The sequence below is a fragment of the Stenotrophomonas ginsengisoli genome (assembly GCF_001431485.1).
Taxonomy (GTDB): Bacteria; Pseudomonadota; Gammaproteobacteria; order Xanthomonadales; family Xanthomonadaceae; genus Stenotrophomonas; species Stenotrophomonas ginsengisoli.
In genome coordinates this window covers 18,964-35,418 of record NZ_LDJM01000047.1, presented here as the reverse complement: position 1 = coordinate 35,418, position 16,455 = coordinate 18,964, and the positions used below count along the sequence as shown (strand labels likewise).

The 16,455-nt window shown below is 67.4% G+C and carries 15 protein-coding genes; 7 read left to right on the top strand and 8 right to left on the bottom strand.

Going from position 1 to position 16,455, the window contains the following annotated elements; genetic code table 11:
- The coding region (gene ilvD, locus ABB30_RS14670) for a dihydroxy-acid dehydratase (protein ID WP_057639057.1) at window positions 1–1,333 on the bottom strand (1,333 nt) is incomplete at its 3' end.
- A gap of 153 nt (window positions 1,334–1,486) precedes the next feature.
- Here ilvD and ABB30_RS14665 point away from each other — a divergent pair.
- From ABB30_RS14665 to ABB30_RS14635, 7 genes are all read left to right on the top strand, one after another.
- On the top strand, window positions 1,487–2,071 hold the full coding sequence (locus ABB30_RS14665; RefSeq protein WP_057639056.1) for a DUF1190 domain-containing protein: 585 nt from the start codon (window positions 1,487–1,489) through the stop codon (window positions 2,069–2,071).
- 6 nt (window positions 2,072–2,077) lie between these two features.
- Window positions 2,078–3,280, top strand: coding sequence for a glutathionylspermidine synthase family protein (locus tag ABB30_RS14660; RefSeq protein ID WP_057639055.1), 1,203 nt, complete (start codon window positions 2,078–2,080; stop codon window positions 3,278–3,280).
- A gap of 146 nt (window positions 3,281–3,426) precedes the next feature.
- Window positions 3,427–4,842: a hypothetical protein gene (locus ABB30_RS14655; RefSeq protein WP_152980769.1), complete on the top strand. Its 1,416-nt coding sequence runs from the start codon at window positions 3,427–3,429 to the stop codon at window positions 4,840–4,842.
- Between the two features lie 33 nt (window positions 4,843–4,875).
- Entirely contained in the window at window positions 4,876–5,415 is a 540-nt protein-coding gene (locus tag ABB30_RS14650; protein ID WP_152980768.1) for a hypothetical protein, read from the top strand.
- A 198-nt stretch (window positions 5,416–5,613) separates the two neighbouring features.
- Window positions 5,614–6,345 (top strand): hypothetical protein, encoded by a 732-nt coding sequence (locus ABB30_RS14645; protein WP_057639052.1) that lies wholly within the window; start codon window positions 5,614–5,616, stop codon window positions 6,343–6,345.
- A gap of 11 nt (window positions 6,346–6,356) precedes the next feature.
- On the top strand, window positions 6,357–6,938 hold the full coding sequence (locus tag ABB30_RS14640) for a hypothetical protein (protein ID WP_057639051.1): 582 nt from the start codon (window positions 6,357–6,359) through the stop codon (window positions 6,936–6,938).
- A 325-nt stretch (window positions 6,939–7,263) separates the two neighbouring features.
- Window positions 7,264–8,112: a hypothetical protein gene (locus tag ABB30_RS14635; RefSeq protein ID WP_161808871.1), complete on the top strand. Its 849-nt coding sequence runs from the start codon at window positions 7,264–7,266 to the stop codon at window positions 8,110–8,112.
- A gap of 336 nt (window positions 8,113–8,448) precedes the next feature.
- Here the strand turns inward: ABB30_RS14635 and ABB30_RS14630 are convergent, their stop codons facing one another.
- The 7 genes from ABB30_RS14630 to ABB30_RS14600 form a co-directional block, all read right to left on the bottom strand.
- A complete protein-coding gene (locus tag ABB30_RS14630) occupies window positions 8,449–9,747 on the bottom strand; it encodes a DUF58 domain-containing protein (RefSeq protein ID WP_057639059.1) in 1,299 nt (432 codons plus the stop codon).
- A 47-nt stretch (window positions 9,748–9,794) separates the two neighbouring features.
- Window positions 9,795–10,790, bottom strand: coding sequence for an AAA family ATPase (locus ABB30_RS14625; RefSeq protein WP_057639058.1), 996 nt, complete (start codon window positions 10,788–10,790; stop codon window positions 9,795–9,797).
- A gap of 26 nt (window positions 10,791–10,816) precedes the next feature.
- On the bottom strand, window positions 10,817–11,932 hold the full coding sequence (locus ABB30_RS14620; RefSeq protein ID WP_057639049.1) for a hypothetical protein: 1,116 nt from the start codon (window positions 11,930–11,932) through the stop codon (window positions 10,817–10,819).
- Window positions 11,929–13,545, bottom strand: a complete 1,617-nt coding sequence (locus tag ABB30_RS14615; protein ID WP_057639048.1) for a DUF4129 domain-containing protein — start codon at window positions 13,543–13,545, stop codon at window positions 11,929–11,931. Before ABB30_RS14615 ends, ABB30_RS14620 begins: the two co-directional genes overlap by 4 nt.
- Window positions 13,535–14,500 carry a stage II sporulation protein M gene (locus ABB30_RS14610; protein ID WP_057639047.1) on the bottom strand — a complete coding sequence of 322 codons (966 nt, stop codon included), beginning with the start codon at window positions 14,498–14,500 and terminating at the stop codon, window positions 13,535–13,537. The genes ABB30_RS14615 and ABB30_RS14610 overlap by 11 nt, the downstream gene beginning before the upstream one ends.
- Window positions 14,497–15,183: an RDD family protein gene (locus ABB30_RS14605; protein ID WP_425477414.1), complete on the bottom strand. Its 687-nt coding sequence runs from the start codon at window positions 15,181–15,183 to the stop codon at window positions 14,497–14,499. Before ABB30_RS14605 ends, ABB30_RS14610 begins: the two co-directional genes overlap by 4 nt.
- Before the next feature lie 93 nt (window positions 15,184–15,276).
- A complete protein-coding gene (locus tag ABB30_RS14600) occupies window positions 15,277–16,455 on the bottom strand; it encodes a vWA domain-containing protein (protein ID WP_057639045.1) in 1,179 nt (392 codons plus the stop codon).

Here is a 16,455-nt window from a genome sequence, read left to right as displayed (position 1 = left end):
TTCGGCAGCGTAAGATGTGGATAAAAGACAGGCCATCGGCGGCGAGGTTGCCGTAGAGAACGGCCAGCCCGCCTTCGGCCGAGAAGGCATGGGCCACATCGCGGATGCAGCCCTGGCTGCGGTCCAGATCCAGCGTCGGCCAGCGCGTGGCCTGGCTGAAGGCGACCTGCGTGGGGATACCGGCCGGGCCGGCCTTGAAGAAGGTATGCACCGCGGCATCATCGGTCTGGGTGATGTCCCACGTGGCAATCGCTTCGCCCAGCGTCTTGCTGTGCACGGTGGGGACATCGGTATGCAGCAGGCCGCCGCGCGCCAGCTCGCCAAGGATGGCGATGATGCCGCCGGCGCGGTGCACGTCCTCGATGTGGTACTTGGGCGTGTTCGGCGCGACCTTGCACAGCTGCGGTACGCGACGGCTCAGGCGGTCGATGTCGCGCTGGTCGAAGGCCACTCCGGCCTCCTGCGCGGCGGCGAGCAGGTGCAGAATGGTGTTGGTCGAGCCGCCCATGGCGATATCCAGCGCGATGGCATTTTCAAAGGCTTCAAACGTGGCGATGCTGCGCGGCAGGGCGCTGGCATCCTCGCCGCCGTACCAGCGGTGGCACAGCTCCACGATCAGGCTGCCGGCACGCTTGAACAGCGCCTCGCGATCGGCATGGGTGGCCAGCACGGTGCCGTTGCCCGGCAGTGACAGGCCCAGTGCTTCGGTCAGGCAGTTCATCGAGTTGGCGGTGAACATGCCGCTGCACGAGCCGCAGGTGGGGCAGGCGCTGCGTTCGATGCGGGTCACGTCCTCATCGCTGACCGCATCGTTGGCGGCGGCCACCATCGCATCGATCAGGTCCAGCTTGTGCTCGCCGCCGTCGGCCAGCTTGGTCTTGCCTGCTTCCATCGGCCCGCCGGAGACGAACACCACCGGGATGTTCAAGCGCAGCGCGGCCATCAGCATGCCGGGGGTGATCTTGTCGCAGTTGGAAATGCACACCAGCGCATCGGCGCAGTGGGCATTGACCATGTATTCCACGCTGTCGGCAATGATTTCGCGGCTGGGCAGCGAATACAGCATGCCGTCATGACCCATGGCGATGCCGTCATCCACGGCGATGGTGTTGAACTCCTTGGCCACACCGCCAACCTGTTCAATTTGCCGCGCCACCAGCTGGCCCAGATCCTTCAGGTGCACATGCCCGGGCACGAACTGGGTGAAGGAGTTGGCGATGGCGATGATCGGCTTGTGGAAGTCGCCATCTTTCATGCCGGTGGCACGCCACAGGGCGCGGGCGCCAGCCATGTTGCGGCCGGCGGTGGAGGTCTTGGAGCGGTAGGCGGGCATGGCGTGGGGCTGTGCAAAAACGGGTGATTGGCCGATTCTGCCGCATCGTCTGAAGTTGCGTCTGTAACCACGCCGCAGGGCTGTGACGCGCTTTCAGGCGGGGGGCGGGCAGATCGGGCAAAATGGGGCAAAGAACACGCCAAAGGACCTGCGATGAAGCGCTCCAAGACCACTGCCCTGTTGCTGATGAGCACCGTGCCGCTGCTGCTGACTGCCTGCTCCTCCGAGCCGGAAGTGCAGGTCCAGGAAGGCCTGTACACCTCGGTGGAAGCCTGCGCCGAGGCCACCGGTGATCCGTCGGCCTGCCGCACCGCCTTTGCCCAGGCCGCTGCACAGTCGGCCGACAGCGCGCCGCAGTACGCCTCCAAGGAAGAGTGCGCAAAGGAATACGAGGCCGATCAGTGCGTGGAACAGCGCACCACTGCCGGCACCTCGTTCATCGGCCCGATGATGATGGGCTTCTTCATGGGCCAGATGCTCAGTGGCGCAGGCCGTGCAGGCCAGGCCCCGCAGGCACCGCAGTCGGCCCCGGCTTACCAGGACAAGGCCAAAGGCTGGGCCAAGCCGGCCGCGCCGACCTCCACCGGTGGCCTGAACACCGCCAGCCGCATCGGCACCGGCAAGGCGGGCCTGGCCCCCACCGGGCTGCAGCCCAATGCCGCACCCACGGTCAGCCGTGGTGGCTTCGGCTCCACTGCCCGCAGCCGCAGCAATTCCTCCAGCAGCTTCGGTGGTTGATCGCACGTGAAGCGCATTGCCATTGCCGAGCGCGCCAACTGGCGCGCCCGGGCCGAAGAAGCCGGTTTTGCCTTCCACACCATTGATGGCGCGCGCTACTGGGACGAGCGGGCGTACTACGCCTTCTCCCTGGCCCAGATCGAGAACGACATCGAGGACCCGACCGCGCAGATCCACGCCATGGCGCTGGACCTGGTGGACGAGGTGGTGGGCAGCGAGGAGCTGATGGACAAGCTGGCCATCGGCCGTGATTTCCGCGACTGGGTGGCCAACAGCTGGAAGCAGGGTCATGGCCATCTGTATGGCCGTATCGACCTGGCCTACGACGGCCGCGGCCCGGCCAAGCTGTACGAGTTCAACTACGACACCCCGACCTCGCTGTACGAGGCCAGCTTCTTCCAGTGGCAGTGGCTGGAGGAGCAGAAGGCGGCGGGCGCACTGCCGGCCCATGCCGACCAGTTCAATGCCATCCACGAAGCGCTGGTGGAGCGTTTTGAGTTCCTGAGCGGGCACCTGCCGCCGCCGCTGTGCTTTGCCGCCATGTCCACCTCGGTGGAAGACCGCGGCACCGTGGACTACCTGCGTGACTGCGCCGCCCAGGCCGGCCTGCACGGCCAGGCCATTGCGCTGGAGGAAATCGGCATCAGTGCCGATGGCCAGTTCACCACCCTGGACGACACCCTGATCGGCACCCTGTTCAAGCTCTACCCGCTGGAAGACCTGATGGCCGAGGAATTCGGCAAGACCCTGCCGGCGGCGCGGCTGCAGCTGCTGGAGCCGGCGTGGAAGGCCATCCTGAGCAACAAGGGCATCCTGCCGCTGCTGTGGCAGCGCCACCAGGGCCACCCGAACCTGCTCGAAGCCCACTTCGACAGCGGCGCGTCCTTGCCGCGTGGTTGGGTACGCAAGCCGCTGTTCTCGCGTGAGGGCGCCAACATCTCCCTGCACCTGGCCGATGGCAGCTGGCAGGAAAGCGAAGGCCCCTACAGCGGTGGCCCGGCGATCATCCAGGCCGCACACCCGCTGCCCAACTACGACGGCAACTACCCGCTGATCGGCAGCTGGGTGGTCGGTGACCACGCCTGTGGCATCGGCATCCGCGAGGACGACAGCCGCATCACCAAGGACTCGGCCCGCTTCGTGCCGCACGCCATCATCGATGACGTGCCGCCGCCAGTTCCTGCGGGTAGCGGCCGGATCTACGTGTAGTCAGCGGCATCGAAAACCTGGCCTGCGTCATCTGCAAGAGGGAGGCTTGCAGGCGCGGGCACACACCCTGCCAAGCGCATTGTCCTCGGCAGGCAGGGTGACATTGCTGGTGTTGTGGCCCTCATTTTTGACAAGGAGTTGTCATCATGCGTCCCAATCAAACCCCCGCTGCCCACGCCTTGGCCTTGCTGCGCAACACAGGCGCGGATGGCCAGGTGGACGTTCTCGGTTACGAGGCCGACCGCTTGGTCATGCTCAACCAGGTGGTTGGCGGGGTGGATACCCAGGCCGTCGTTGCCGACATGCTGCAATCGCCGGCCTGGCGTGATGCCAGTGGCAACGTGCAGACAGCGCCGTTGATCCAGGCCATCGGTGCCCGGCTCAGTGATGCCGATCGTGGCAACTTCAAGCAGGATCTGGACAAGGCAGGTATCGACCAAGGGGTTCTGGACCGTGCCGGGCAGGCCTTGGCCCATGCCGGTAGCCAGATCCAGCAGTCCGTGGCCTCGGCACAGGCGCAGTTGAGCGAGGCACTGGCCAGCGCCCGGCGTCAGCTGGGGGCAGACCCCGCTTCCTCGCTGCAGGCAGCCGGCAGCAAGGTAGTAGAGGCGGTACAGGAGCGTTACGGTGCACAGCGCGGCGCATTGAGCCAGGCTGGCGACGCGGTGGTTGATGTGGTTGACACCGTCAAGCTCGGCTACCGCTTTGCCACGGATGAAAACTTCCGTGGTGTGGTTATCGGTGCGGCCAAGGTCTATGCCGCTGCTACCCTGGAGGACCCTTCCAAGCCTTTCAATGATGTACGCACCGCCGCCCTGGGTGCCATTGACAACTGGCAGAAGGGGGCAGCTGCCGCGGCTGCGCAGGGCAGGGAGGCGGAGTACCACGGCAAAGGCGAAGGGGTGGTTGCCTTCGAGGCCGCCATGCTGCTCATGCCGGCAGCCAAGCTGGGCAAACTGTCCAAACTGGCCAATGCCCTGGACAGAAGCAGCCCCGATGGGGCCGCTGCGTTGGGAGAGTTTGCTGGCGATGCGCTTGGGGGCATCGGCAAGGGTGGGATGGCAGGGAAGCTGAGCGCCGAAGGCCTGGACCTGGTGATGGATGCCTACCGCCAGCAAGGCGGGCGGTTGAATGCCTTTGTCCAGGCTGCGCGGGCAGCCGGCCACCTGGATGAGCTGCTTGAACACGGCAAGCTGGCGCCCAAGGAACTGACCACCCTGGCCACACGCAACCCGGACGCGTTTGCCAATGTTCCGTTCGAAACGGCTTGGGATGCCAGCCTGAAAAACCTTGGCCCGGTTGCCGCGATGAGCCCGAAGATGCGCTATGGCGACCTTGGCGAGGCCATCATCATCCGCGACCTGCTGCGCCAGGGCTATACCGACCTGCATTCGATCCAGAACAATTCCGGCTGGGGTGTGGATATTGCCGGCCGCAACCCGGTAACCGGTGGGTTGGAGTTTGTCGAAGTCAAGGCCTCGACCCATGGTCGCGCACGTGGGCAAAGCGGTGATCCGGAAGAAATGATTACACGCTGGCTGGAAAAGGCGACTTCGAATTGAGGGCACTGGGCTCCCCACAATATGGAGCCGGGTATGGCTAGTGTCGCCGAGTCAATAGCAAGAGAGGTTGAGCGCGGTGGTGGATCTATTACAGCTCATTGGGCCCGGGTCAACCTGTCCAACGACGCCAGCTCCGGCGCCTTGGTCATTGACAAGCACATGGAGCCCTGGCTGCCACCGCAGCGGCGTCCGGTGCCCAACAACAATGGCCTGGAAACACCGCCAGAGCCGCAGGCCGGCATCACGCCAGCGTCCGGGGCACGGGGCGACCCGGCAGTGAATGACGTGTTTTTTGCCCTTCATTCACACAATGAACTGGCCATTGATGCCGCGCTCAAACGCCTGATGGCCACCCCTGAAGCACTGGCCGTGCAGGAACAGGGCCGCAACGCATTGGCGGCCATGGAGGCAAGCGCAGCCCAGTCCGTGGCGCAGACGGTGGAACTTGCGCCCGAGCTGGTAGCGGCTACCGAGGCCCCGGCCCGGCGTGGGCCGGTGTTGTCCTTGCTGCATCCGCGGCCCCCCGAAGGCGGGGCTGATGACGGGGGCGGTGATGGCGGCGGTGGGGCGTGATCCTTCTTCTTGTTGCATGACCCAGGTGAAGCAATGAAACCGGATAAATCTCTCAAGAACGTGTTCAAGGAAGTCACGCTCTGGCTGATCCATGCAGATGAAGACGGTAAAGTGGATCGCTACTGCAAAGCCCTGCAAGAGGACATCCAGGCCAAGCCTGTTCAAAGATCCGTACGGTTGTCACTTGATTGGCTCGGCTTGTGTTACGCGAGCGTAGCAATCGATGCCTTCGGCAAGGGCGATCTGCAAGCGCTGGCGCAGCCGCTGCGCTGGGCCATTGCCTACCGCTCGCTGGGCTTCCGCTTTGGTGCCATGAACCCGCCCAAGGGTAATGACGTGGTGCAGTTGCACGAGTTCGTCACCAGCCTGAAGGCGATTGGCCCGGCCTTGCTGGGTGAGTGGGACGAGGCGGCCGGCAATGCCGCCCTGTTGCTGGCCTATGCCGAGGCCGAGCAGCAGCGCAATGCCTTCCCCGGCAGCGGGCGCCACAAGCGCTGGGGCAAGGGCACCCATGATGCCTTTGTCATCGCCCTGCTGGCCCAGGCTTTTGACCTGGGCACCACCTACACCCCGGAAAACCCGCTGATCGAGGCCTATCAAGGCCTGCTGATGAACTGGCGCACGACGGACCTGGCCATCTTCCAGCAAGCCATGGCCCCGGCGGTGGCCTTCCACCTGGCACGGGGCCGGTACAGCACCGACAAGGTCGAGTACGAATTTGACGAGCCCTTTGACCGGGTATTCCCGGCCGAGCTGCTGCTGGTGCAGGCCCTGCGCCAGCGCGATGGCCTGCCGGCCTTCGCCAGCGGCCACGCCCTGGTCGATGCGCCCTGGGCGGCGATCAGCCAGCTGCCCGACGCCGACCAGCCACCACCACTGCTGGCCCAGACCCTGGCCCGGCTGCAGGCCGATTACCCGCAGTTTCGTTGAGGAATGCGCCCATGACCGATGAAGCCGTGACATCCGAACAGATCCAGCGGGATCTGTTGGTGCTGATTGGCCTGATGCAGCAGCGCGAGGAGCGCATGCGCGATACCGTCAACCAACAGATGCAGGCCCTGCAGGTGGGTGTGCAGCGTGCTGGTGGCGAGGTGAACCGCGTGGTGGAGTCGGCCATGCCCCGCCTGAGCCAGCTGTCACAACAGGCGCTGGCCGGTGCACTTGACCCGGCCGCACAACGCCTTGAACAGAGCGTGCAAAACGCCAGCAGAACCTTGCTGGCTGCCACCCAGAATTATGCCCAGGCCCAGCAGCAGCTGGCATACAAAGCCTCACGCGGGATGCTGGTGGCCACCGTGGCAGTTGGCCTTGCTGGCTTGCTGGCCGCCGCCGCGGGGGCCTGGTTGCTGTTTCATGCACGCCAGGAGGTGGCCCGCCTGCAACCGCAAATCGACTACTTCCAGGCGATCAATCACGCCGATTGGGTGATGTGTGGCGAGGGCCGTTTGTGTGCCCGGGTCGAGGAGCGCGGGCAACGCTACGGCGCGGACAAGGGCTATCGGCGCATCGAGATACGCCAGTAAGTGCTGACTGTCCTTTCCCGAGCCCCAAGGCAGCCGTACCAACGGAGCAGGGGCGCGACGTGCTGACAGTGATGCAAGCAACCACAGCCCAGTCCGTGGCGCAGACGGCGGAACTTGCACCTGAGCTGGTAGCGGCTACCGAGGCCCCGGCCCGGCGTGGGCCGGTGTTGTCCTTGCTGCATCCGCGGCCCCCCGAAGGCGGGGCTGACGACGGGGGCGGTGATGGCGGCGGTGGGGCGTGATATTTCGTTTATCGCATGACACAGGTGAGGCAATGAAACCGGATAAATCTCTCAGGAATGTATTCAAGGAATCAGAGCGGTGGTTGGTAAACGCCGCAGTCGAAGGTCGCCTGGATTACTACATGGGCATGTTGCGCCAGGGGTTGGTTGGTTCAGGTCGATTGTCTTCTCCTGCACGCAGTGATCTTGATTTACTAGGGCATTACCATGGTCACCGTGCCATAGATGCTTTCGGCAAGGGCGATCTGCTTGCACTGGCGCAACCGCTGCGTTGGGCCATTGCCTACCGTTCACTGGGCTTCCGCTTTGGTGCCATGAACCCGCCCAAGGGTAATGACGTGGTGCAGTTGCACGAGTTTGTCACCAGCCTGAAGGCGATCGGCCCGGCTTTGCTGGGTGAGTGGGACGAGGCGGCCGGCAATGCCGCCCTGTTGCTGGCCTATGCCGAGGCCGAGCAGCAGCGCAATGCCTTCCCCGGCAGCGAGCGCCACAAGCGCTGGGGCAAGGGCACCCATGATGCCTTTGTCATCGCCCTGCTGGCCCAGGCTTTTGACTTGGGCACCACCTACACCCCGGAAAACCCGCTGATCGAGGCCTATCAAGGCCTGCTGGTGCACTGGCGCACGACGGACCTGGCCACCTTCCAGCAGGCCATGGCCCCGGCGGTGGCCTTCCACCTGGCCCGGGGCCGGTACAGCACCGACAAGGTCGAGTACGAATTCAACTCGCCCTTTGACCGGGTATTCCCGGCCGAGCTGCTGCTGGTGCAGGCCCTGCGCCAGCGCGATGGCCTGCCAGCCTTTGCCAGCGGCCACGCCCTGGTCGATGCGCCCTGGGCGGCGATCAGCCAGCTGCCCGACGCCGACCAGCCACCACCGTTGCTGGCCCAGACCCTGGCCCGGCTGCAGGCCGATTACCCGCAGTTTCGATGAAGCTGGTGGCGACCTGGGTATCTACAACGGCAGTGGCCGTCGCCTGTTGACTGCCCACTTCACTGGGTTGACGCGCCATTGCGGCGGGAAAATGGTGATGCACGGGCAGATGCGGAAAATTTCGCGCCAAATGCAGGCATAAAAACGGGCGCCGCGAGGGCGCCCCACTTGGAGAGAGAGGGCGTGATGTTGTTGTGGGGCCCCGCCACGCTGGGGGCGTCCCATTAATGCGCCCAAGGGTGTAAGCCGACGGTGACACCGGTGTGACCACGGCAACAAAATTGACACTCGGGCCCTTGGAGTATCGGCGCCGGCGTGGTCGGCTTGAGGGCCGGCCTACAGGCGGCCGGCGCGCTTGATGGCCAGGTAATGGTTGACCAGGGCCGAGGGCAGGGCCTGCGGGGTGACATCGAGCACATCCACCCCGTGACGGCGCAGGGCGTCGTGGACCTGGGCACGCTGGGCCAGGTAGTGCGCGGCGGCGGCGGCGTGGATGCCACCATGCGGGTTGTTGCGGTCCGGGGCCAGCATCGCCTGCAGGGCGGTCTCGTGCAGGCTGGCCACGCAGACCAGATGGCGCTGCTTGAGCAGTTGCACCGCGGCCAGCAGCTCGTCGCTGTCCTCGTCGCGGATATTGGTCAGCACCACCACCAGGGAACGCCGGCGCTGGCGCACGCTCAGCTCGCTGGCGGCGGCCAGGTAGTCGGTGGCCACCGGTTGCGGGTGCAGGTCGTGGCAGGCGCGCAGCAGGGTATCCAGATGGCCCGGGCCGCGCTTGCCGGCCACCCAGCGCTGCTCACCGCCATGGGCGGCCATGGCCACCGCATCGCCCTGGCGCAGGGCCAGCCAGGCCAGCAGCAGGGAGGCGTTGAGCACGTCATCGAAATGGTTGCGGCCGTCATCGCGGGCGAGCATGCGCTGGCCGGTGTCCAGCAGCAGCACCAGCTGCTGGTTCTTCTCGTCCTGGTATTCGCGCGAGATCAGCCGGCGCACGCGCGAGGTGGCCTTCCAGTCCACATGGCGCAGGCTGTCGCCGACGCGGTAATCGCGCATCTGGTGGAAATCGGTGCCTTCGCCGCGACGGCGCTGGATGTGGGCGCCGATCAGCTGGCTGGCACGCTCGGCGCTGTGCAGGGCCAGCCGGGTCAGCGGCATGAAATCCGGATACACCCGCACCTGCTGGCGTGGCGGGGTGTGGCGCAGCTGGGTCCACAGGCGCAGGCCGGAAAACAGGCGCAGGTCGACCCCGGCAAAGCGGGCGGCGCCACGCCGCTGCGGGGTGGCCCGGTAACGCAGGCGGCTGCATTGGCCGGCCTGCAGGGTGAGCCGTCGCGGCAGGCCCTGCTGCTGCCAGTGCGGTGGCAGATGGTCAAACACCTCCAGCGCCTGCCGGCGGTAGCCGTCGATTTCCAGCACCACCTCGCGTTCGATGGCCAGTGCCCAGACCTCGGGCAGCAGGCGGCGCACCTGCGGGCTGGCCCGCACGACCAGGCGCCAGGCATCGATGCCCAGCAGCACGGCCAGCCCGGCGCCGGCCAGCCACCAGGCCAGGGGCAGCAGGTAGCCCAGGTTCACGGCCAGGCCACAGCCGGCCCAGAGCAGGGCCGGCAGCCACATCGCCGGGGCCGGGCGCAGGCCCTGCCAGCGGCCCGTGCGGGCAGGGGTGTCGGACACGGTGGCCTTCATCGACGCGGCGCGTTGACCTTGGCCAGCAGGGCGGCCAGCACGTCATCGCAGGACTGGCCTTCGATCTGCAGCTCCGGCGACAGGCTGATGCGGTGACGCAGGGCGGGCAGGGCCACCTGGCGCACATCATCGGGGGTGACGAAATCACGGCCGTTGAGCAGGGCCTGGGCACGCGCGGCACGTACCAGGGCGATCGAGCCGCGCGGGCCGGCACCGGCGCTGATCCCCGGCCAGCGCCGGGTGGCCGCGGCGATGCGCACGGCGTAATCCAGCACCTGGTCATCCAGCACGATGCTGGCGGTGGCCTGCTGCAGGGCGCTGACATCGGCGGCGGTGAGCACCCGCGGCACGGCATCCAGGTCAAAACTGCTGGCCGCCCGGCCGGTGGTCACAGCAGCCACCAGGGCGCGCTCGTCCTCCAGGCTGGGGTAGCCGATCAGCACCTTGAACAGGAAACGGTCCAGCTGCGCTTCGGGCAGCGGGTAGGTGCCCTCCTGCTCGACCGGGTTCTGCGTGGCCAGGGCCAGGAAGGGCTGGTCCAGGGTGAAGGACTGGCCCTCGATGGTGACCTGGCCTTCGGCCATGGCTTCGAGCAGGGCCGACTGGGTCTTGGCCGGGGCGCGGTTGATTTCATCGGCCAGCAGCAGGTGGGTGAACACCGGGCCGCGGCGGATCTGGAACTGGCCGCTGGCCGCATCGAGCACGGCATGGCCACAGATGTCGCTGGGCATCAGGTCCGGGGTGAACTGGACGCGCGCATGCTCCAGCGACATCGCCCGCGACAGGGCGCGCACCAGCAGGGTCTTGCCCAGCCCGGGCACGCCTTCGATCAGCACATGGCCGCCGGCCAGCAGGGCCACCAGGATCTGTTCGAGCACCTCGGCCTGGCCGATGAAGGCCTGGCCGACCGCCTCGCGCAGGGTCTGCACGCGTTCGGCCAGCGGATGGCTGCCGGTACCGGTGGCGGGCTGGGGGGCATGCAGCGGGGGCATCGCATCGGGCAGGGGCGGCAACGCGCTCATAGCAGGTTCCTTGTTTCCATCAAGACGGTGATGCGCTGGGCCAGCGCGGCTTTGTCATGGGCCGGCGGGCGGCGCAGGGCGCTGGCCAGCTGGCGGGCATCGATACCGGTACGCAGGGCCAGGGCCTGCTCCAGGGCCACGCCCTGCAGGCCGGACAGGGCCGGGGCGCGGCTGGCGATGCGCGCGTGCAGGGCGGCCAGGGCCTGGTCATACAGGCTCAGGCCACGGCGGTTGCGCCACAGGTGGTGGGCACTGGCCATGATGTGCTCGCGCAACGAACGGCGGGCCGGTTCCGGGTCGGGCAGCAGCGGGCCCAGGCGCTGGCTGCGGGCCCACAGCCAGCCGGCCAGGAGCAGGGCCAGCGGCAGCCAGGTCATCACCCCCTGGCTGAGCAGGCGCATCCACCAGCGGTCCTGGCGTTGGTCGTAGATCAGGTAGATGTGGCCATTGCCCAGGTTGGGGGCCAGCAGCTGCCAGGCCCGGCGCTGGTTGGCCGGGTTGGCCAGGCCATCGGCGGCAAAACCCGCGATGCCGGTCTGCTCGCGGCCACGCAGCACCTTGCCGGTACGCAGGAAATCCAACGAGGAGAACAGGTCCACCCGGCCGTGGCCGATGCGCGCGCCCAGATGGCGGTAATCCTCCTGCTCGACGCTGGCACCGTCAGGCGGCAGCAGGCGCTGGTCGCAGCGGCCCTGCGCGCACGCGGGGTTGGCGCGGAAGCCCAGTTGCTGCAGCAGGCGGCCAGGATCGGTGGCGGCCTGCTTGCGCCGGCTGGCCGGTTGCAGGGCCACCAGGTGCAGTCCCTGTTCCACCGCATCGGCCAGCTGGCGGGCCTGACGGCTGTTGAGCTGGCGGCCGTCGGCCAGCATCACCACGGTATCGCCGGGCATCAGCGGCTGCTCGATGGTGCCGAAGTAGCGGTGCGAGCTGACTGCCTGCTCCCGTTCGTGCAAGGCCTGTTCGAGCACGAACAGCGGGTTGTAGGCGGCCGCATTGCGCGCCGGGGTGACGTAGTTGACGGTGCGCTTGTCCAGCGTGCTCACATACCAGGCCAGCAGGCCGACCAGGAGCAGGGCCAGGGCGGCCAGGCTGGCGATCAGGCGGTTGTTCATGTCAGCCACCCCGGTTGCTGGCGCAGCCGCTGCAGCAGTTGGGCAAAGCCGGCATCACTGGGCAGATGGCCGGCCCAGGCGGTCTGCTGCCAGCTGCGCACGGTGTCGGCGAACAGTTCGCGCTGGCTGGCCTCGGGCAGGCTGCGCGCGGCACGCAGGCACTGCGCCTCGGTGGCTCCCGGCGGCAGCGGCTGTTGGCCCAGGCGGTCCAGCGCGGCCACGCTGCCGCGGTACAGCAGGGCCATGGCCTGGCGCCCGTGGCCTTGTTGCCACAGCCGCTGGGCGTGTTCGGCAATGCCATCGGGCAGGGCCTCGGGCAGGCCCAGGCTGTGTTGTTCGATCGTGCTTTGCTGCACGCGGGTACGGCGCCAGCGCAGCCACGGCAACCAGCGCCGGGCAGCCAGCACGATCAGCACCAGCGCGATCAGCAGGACGGCATACAGGGCCACACTGCCGGCCTGGGCGACCAGTTCGACCAGGGTCTTGAGCACGGCGGGAAGATCGCGCTGGCGGCTGTTCTGCGGCTTGCTTTCATCTTCGCCTCCCCGTTCGGTGCGCTGGCGTTGCTGGCCAAAATCCGGGTGTTGGTAGGCCTGCGCCACCGCCTGCGCAAATGCCTGCTGGCTGGCCGCATCCCGCAGCTGACCGGCCCTTGCAGGCGGGGAGGCTGCATCGGCGTCGGCAGCGCCGGAGCCTGCCCGTTTCATCGGCCCCGGTGCATCCACATCGCTGACCTGTTTGCGTGGTGGGCCGGCAGGGTCGGCGGCGCTGCTGTCCTGGGCCTGTGCCGGTGCGGACAGGCCCAGCAGCAGGCTCATGCCGATGGCCAGCAAGGCGGCGCACAACGGCTGCTGCAGGGCCTGCAGGCGCTGGCGCAGGCGGCGCAGGCCCAGTTCGATGTCCCAGGCCTCGCGCCGGGTGCGTGCATCCAGGTACAGGCCGAAGCCGGCGCCGACATACAGCGGCCCGATCACGCTCATCGCGATCACTTCCAGCACGTTCATGGCCAGCGAGCTGTAGGTGTTGTCGCCGCTGCGGATGATCTCCCACAGTTCGCGGGCGGCATCGCCGAGCATGTCCGGCGGCAGCATCAGCCCGCTCAGGGCGACGATGCCCAGGATCAGCAGCAGCTCGATGTGGAACATCAGCCAGGTCACCAGCGCGGCCATGCCGTAGTCGCCGAGCAGGGCGTGGCGGCGCTGGCGGCACTGCTGTGCCGGGCCGCCCTCGAGCATGTCCACCGGCATCATCAGGCTGCGGGCCATGCCCAGGCGACGCCACAGCAGGTAGGCCGGCAGTTTGCCCAGGCCAAAGCCGGCCTGGGCGCGCAGGGTCTGGCCGACGCTGACCTGCTGGCCAAAGGCCGCGCGCGAAATCACATACAGCGGGATGCGCTCGAACACCGGCTTGAGCCACCACAGCAGCAGCCCGGCCAGCCACAGCTTGTCCAGGTACCAGCCGGCCAGGTTCAGGGCCAGGGCCAGCGGCAGCACCACGGCCAGCCAGGACAGCCACACCACACGGGCATTGGCGCGCACCAGGGCCATGCCCAGATCGGCTGCCTGGAAGCCGCCCCGCGGGCGCAGCACCAGCTGCAGGTTCTCAATGCGCATGGCCGTCCCCGCGCCCGCCCAGCAGCAGCCAGGCCGTCACCAGCAGCCAGCCCAGGGCGCTGGCGATGTATTTGGCCACGGCCGGGATGATGGTCTGTGCCGACCAGAACGCCTCGATGAAGGCGGCCAGCAGCAGCATCACCACCACGCCGAGGATGATCACCGCACCGTCGCGCCCGGCCGATGCCAGGGCCTGGCCTCGCGACAGTTGCCCCGGTGCCAGTACCCGCATGCCCAGCTGCAGGCCGGCACCGCCGGCCAGCACGATGGCAGTCAGTTCCCATGGCGCATGGCTGCTGACGAACTCCCAGAACGGTGCCCCGGAGCCGATCGCGGTCAGGTGGCCGGCAGCCGAGCCGATGTGGATGCCGTTGAACAGCAGGATCACCAGCGCGCCAATGCCCAGCAGCAGGCCACTGGCGAAGGTGCGCAGGCCGATGGAAATGTTGTTGTAGATGTAGAAACCGAACATCTGCCAGTCACTGCCGCTGTCGCGGCCCAGGCGCTCGGCACTGGGGTCATACATCTTTTCCATCTGCGCCAGGGTGGTGCTGTCCAGCAGCACGTCGGACAGCTCCGGGCGCCACTGCAGCAGCAACAGGCTCAGCAGCAGGGGGCCCCAGAACAGCACGCTGGCCACCAGCATTGCGCCGCTGTGGGCACGCACCGTACGTGGGAACTGCACCAGCAGGAACAGCGGCAGGCGGTACCAGGGCACCGGCGCGCTGCGGTACAGCTCGGCATGGCCCAGCTGCATCAGCTGTTCCAGGTGGGCCAGCAGCTGCGGGCTGTAGCCACGCCGCCGGGCCAGGGCCAGGTGGTGGCAGAGCTGGCGGTAGAGCGTGGCAAAGCGCTCGGCGTGGCGGCCTTCGCGCTTGTTGGCCGGGGTGTGCAGCCACTGGCTCAGCGCCTCCCAGTTGGCCTGGTGGCGGGCGACGAACTGCGCTTGTTTCATTGCCGCCCCAGCAGGCCGTTGGCCAGTGCATACAACTGCTGGGTGGCCGCATCGCCGCTGCGTCCGGTAAGCGGGCTGGCCAGGTTGGCCAGCTCGTTGCGGCGTGCCAGCGGCAGGCCTTGCGCGCGTTCGGCAAAGGCCAGCAGCAGGGCCTGCTCGTGGGTCTTGAGCGGTTGCGGAAGTGGCTGGCCGGGCACCTCGGGCAGGCGCTGGCGGCTGTGTGTGGCCGGTGCATGGATCACCTGGCTGCCGGCCACCAGGTCACCGAGGCGACGTCCATGGCGGTCGAACAGGCTGCTGGTCACCCCGATCATGTAGCCGAAGGGCAGCATGTCCACGGTACGCAGCAGGTTGCGCACCACCGCCCCATTCCAGCCCAGCGGCGCACCATCGGCGGCCACCACCTTGAGCCCGAGCAGGCGTTTGCCCGGGGTGGCGCCGTAGAGCGCCTCGCAGACGATGGTGTAGCCCCAGGTCAGGCAGAACATCGCAATCAGCAACAGGCCAACGCCGAATTTGCCCAGCATCTGCAGGGCGATACCCAGCACCACCAGCAGCAGCACACGGATAACCAGGTCCACCCCCCAGGCCAGGGCACGCGGCAAGGCACCGGCAGGGGTGAGCTGCAGTGCCACACCTTCCGGGGTGTGGACCACGCGGCGGTTGTCCAGCAGGGCATCCATTGCCATCAGCGCGACCGGGCTAAGCGAACAGAGCCACACTGTACTGGTTGCGGCCGCATTTCCGATAGCGCCGTCCACCGGTCAGCGGTCGCTTCAACGCGCCAGCTGGCCCATGGCCTGGGCAATGCCATCCGGGGTCAGCGGGTACATCCGGTTCTCCACCAGCTGCTGCACCAACGTGGTGGACTGGGTGTACTGCCAGCGTGCCTGCGGCACCGGATTTATCCACACCAGGTGCGGGAACTGGGCGCGCAGGCGCTCGAACCAGACCTGGCCGGGTTCTTCGTTCCAGGCCTCGTTGCAGCCGCCCTGGGCAATGATTTCCCAAGGATGCATGGCCGCATCGCCGACGATCACCACGCGCCAGTCCGCGCCGTAACGGTGCAGCACGTCCAGCGTCGGCACCTCGTCGGCCTGGGCGCGACGGGCGTGGGTCCACAGGGTGTCGTAGGTGAAGTTGTGGAAGTAGTAGTGGACCAGGTGCTTGAACTCGGCCCGCGCCGCACCGAACAGCGCTTCGGCCGCAGCCACGTGGTCATCCATCGAGCCACCGATGTCCAGCAGCAGCAACACGCTGACCGCATTGCGCCGCTGCGGGCGCATGGCGATGTTGATCAGGCCGCCATCGCGCGCGGTGGCCTTGATCGTGGCGTCCATGTCCAGCTCTTCGGCTGCGCCGGTACGGGCAAACTTGCGCAGGCGGCGCAGGGCCATCTTCAGGTTGCGCGGGCCCAGTTCGGCATCGCCATCCAGTTCGGCAAAGCTGCGCTTTTCCCACACCTTGGCCGCACTGCGGTGCTGGCTCTGGCCGCCCACCCGCATGCCGCCAGGGTGCCAGCCCGAATGCCCGAACGGGCTGGTGCCGCCGGTGCCGATCCAGCGGTTGCCACCCTGATGGCGCTCGTGCTGCTCGGCCAGACGCTGCGCAAACTGTTTCATCAGCTCGTCCAGCGAGCCGATCTGCTGCAGCTTTGCCTTCTGCTCATCGGAGAGCTGGCGTTGCAGGGCGTTGTTGAGCCAATCCTCGGGAATCACCTTGGACAGGGCCGCATCCGGCGCACTGGCGACCTGGCCCAGGAACTGGCCGAAGGCGCGGTCGAAACGGTCGTAATGGCGCTCGTCCTTGACCAGCACCGTGCGCGCCAGTGCGTACAGGCCTTCGGGTGTGGGCTCACCGGCACCGGCCTTGAGCGCGGCCAGCAGGTCCAGCCACTCGCGCGGGGTGACCGGCACGCGCTGCGCGCGCAGGGCATCGAACAAGGCCAGGAACAT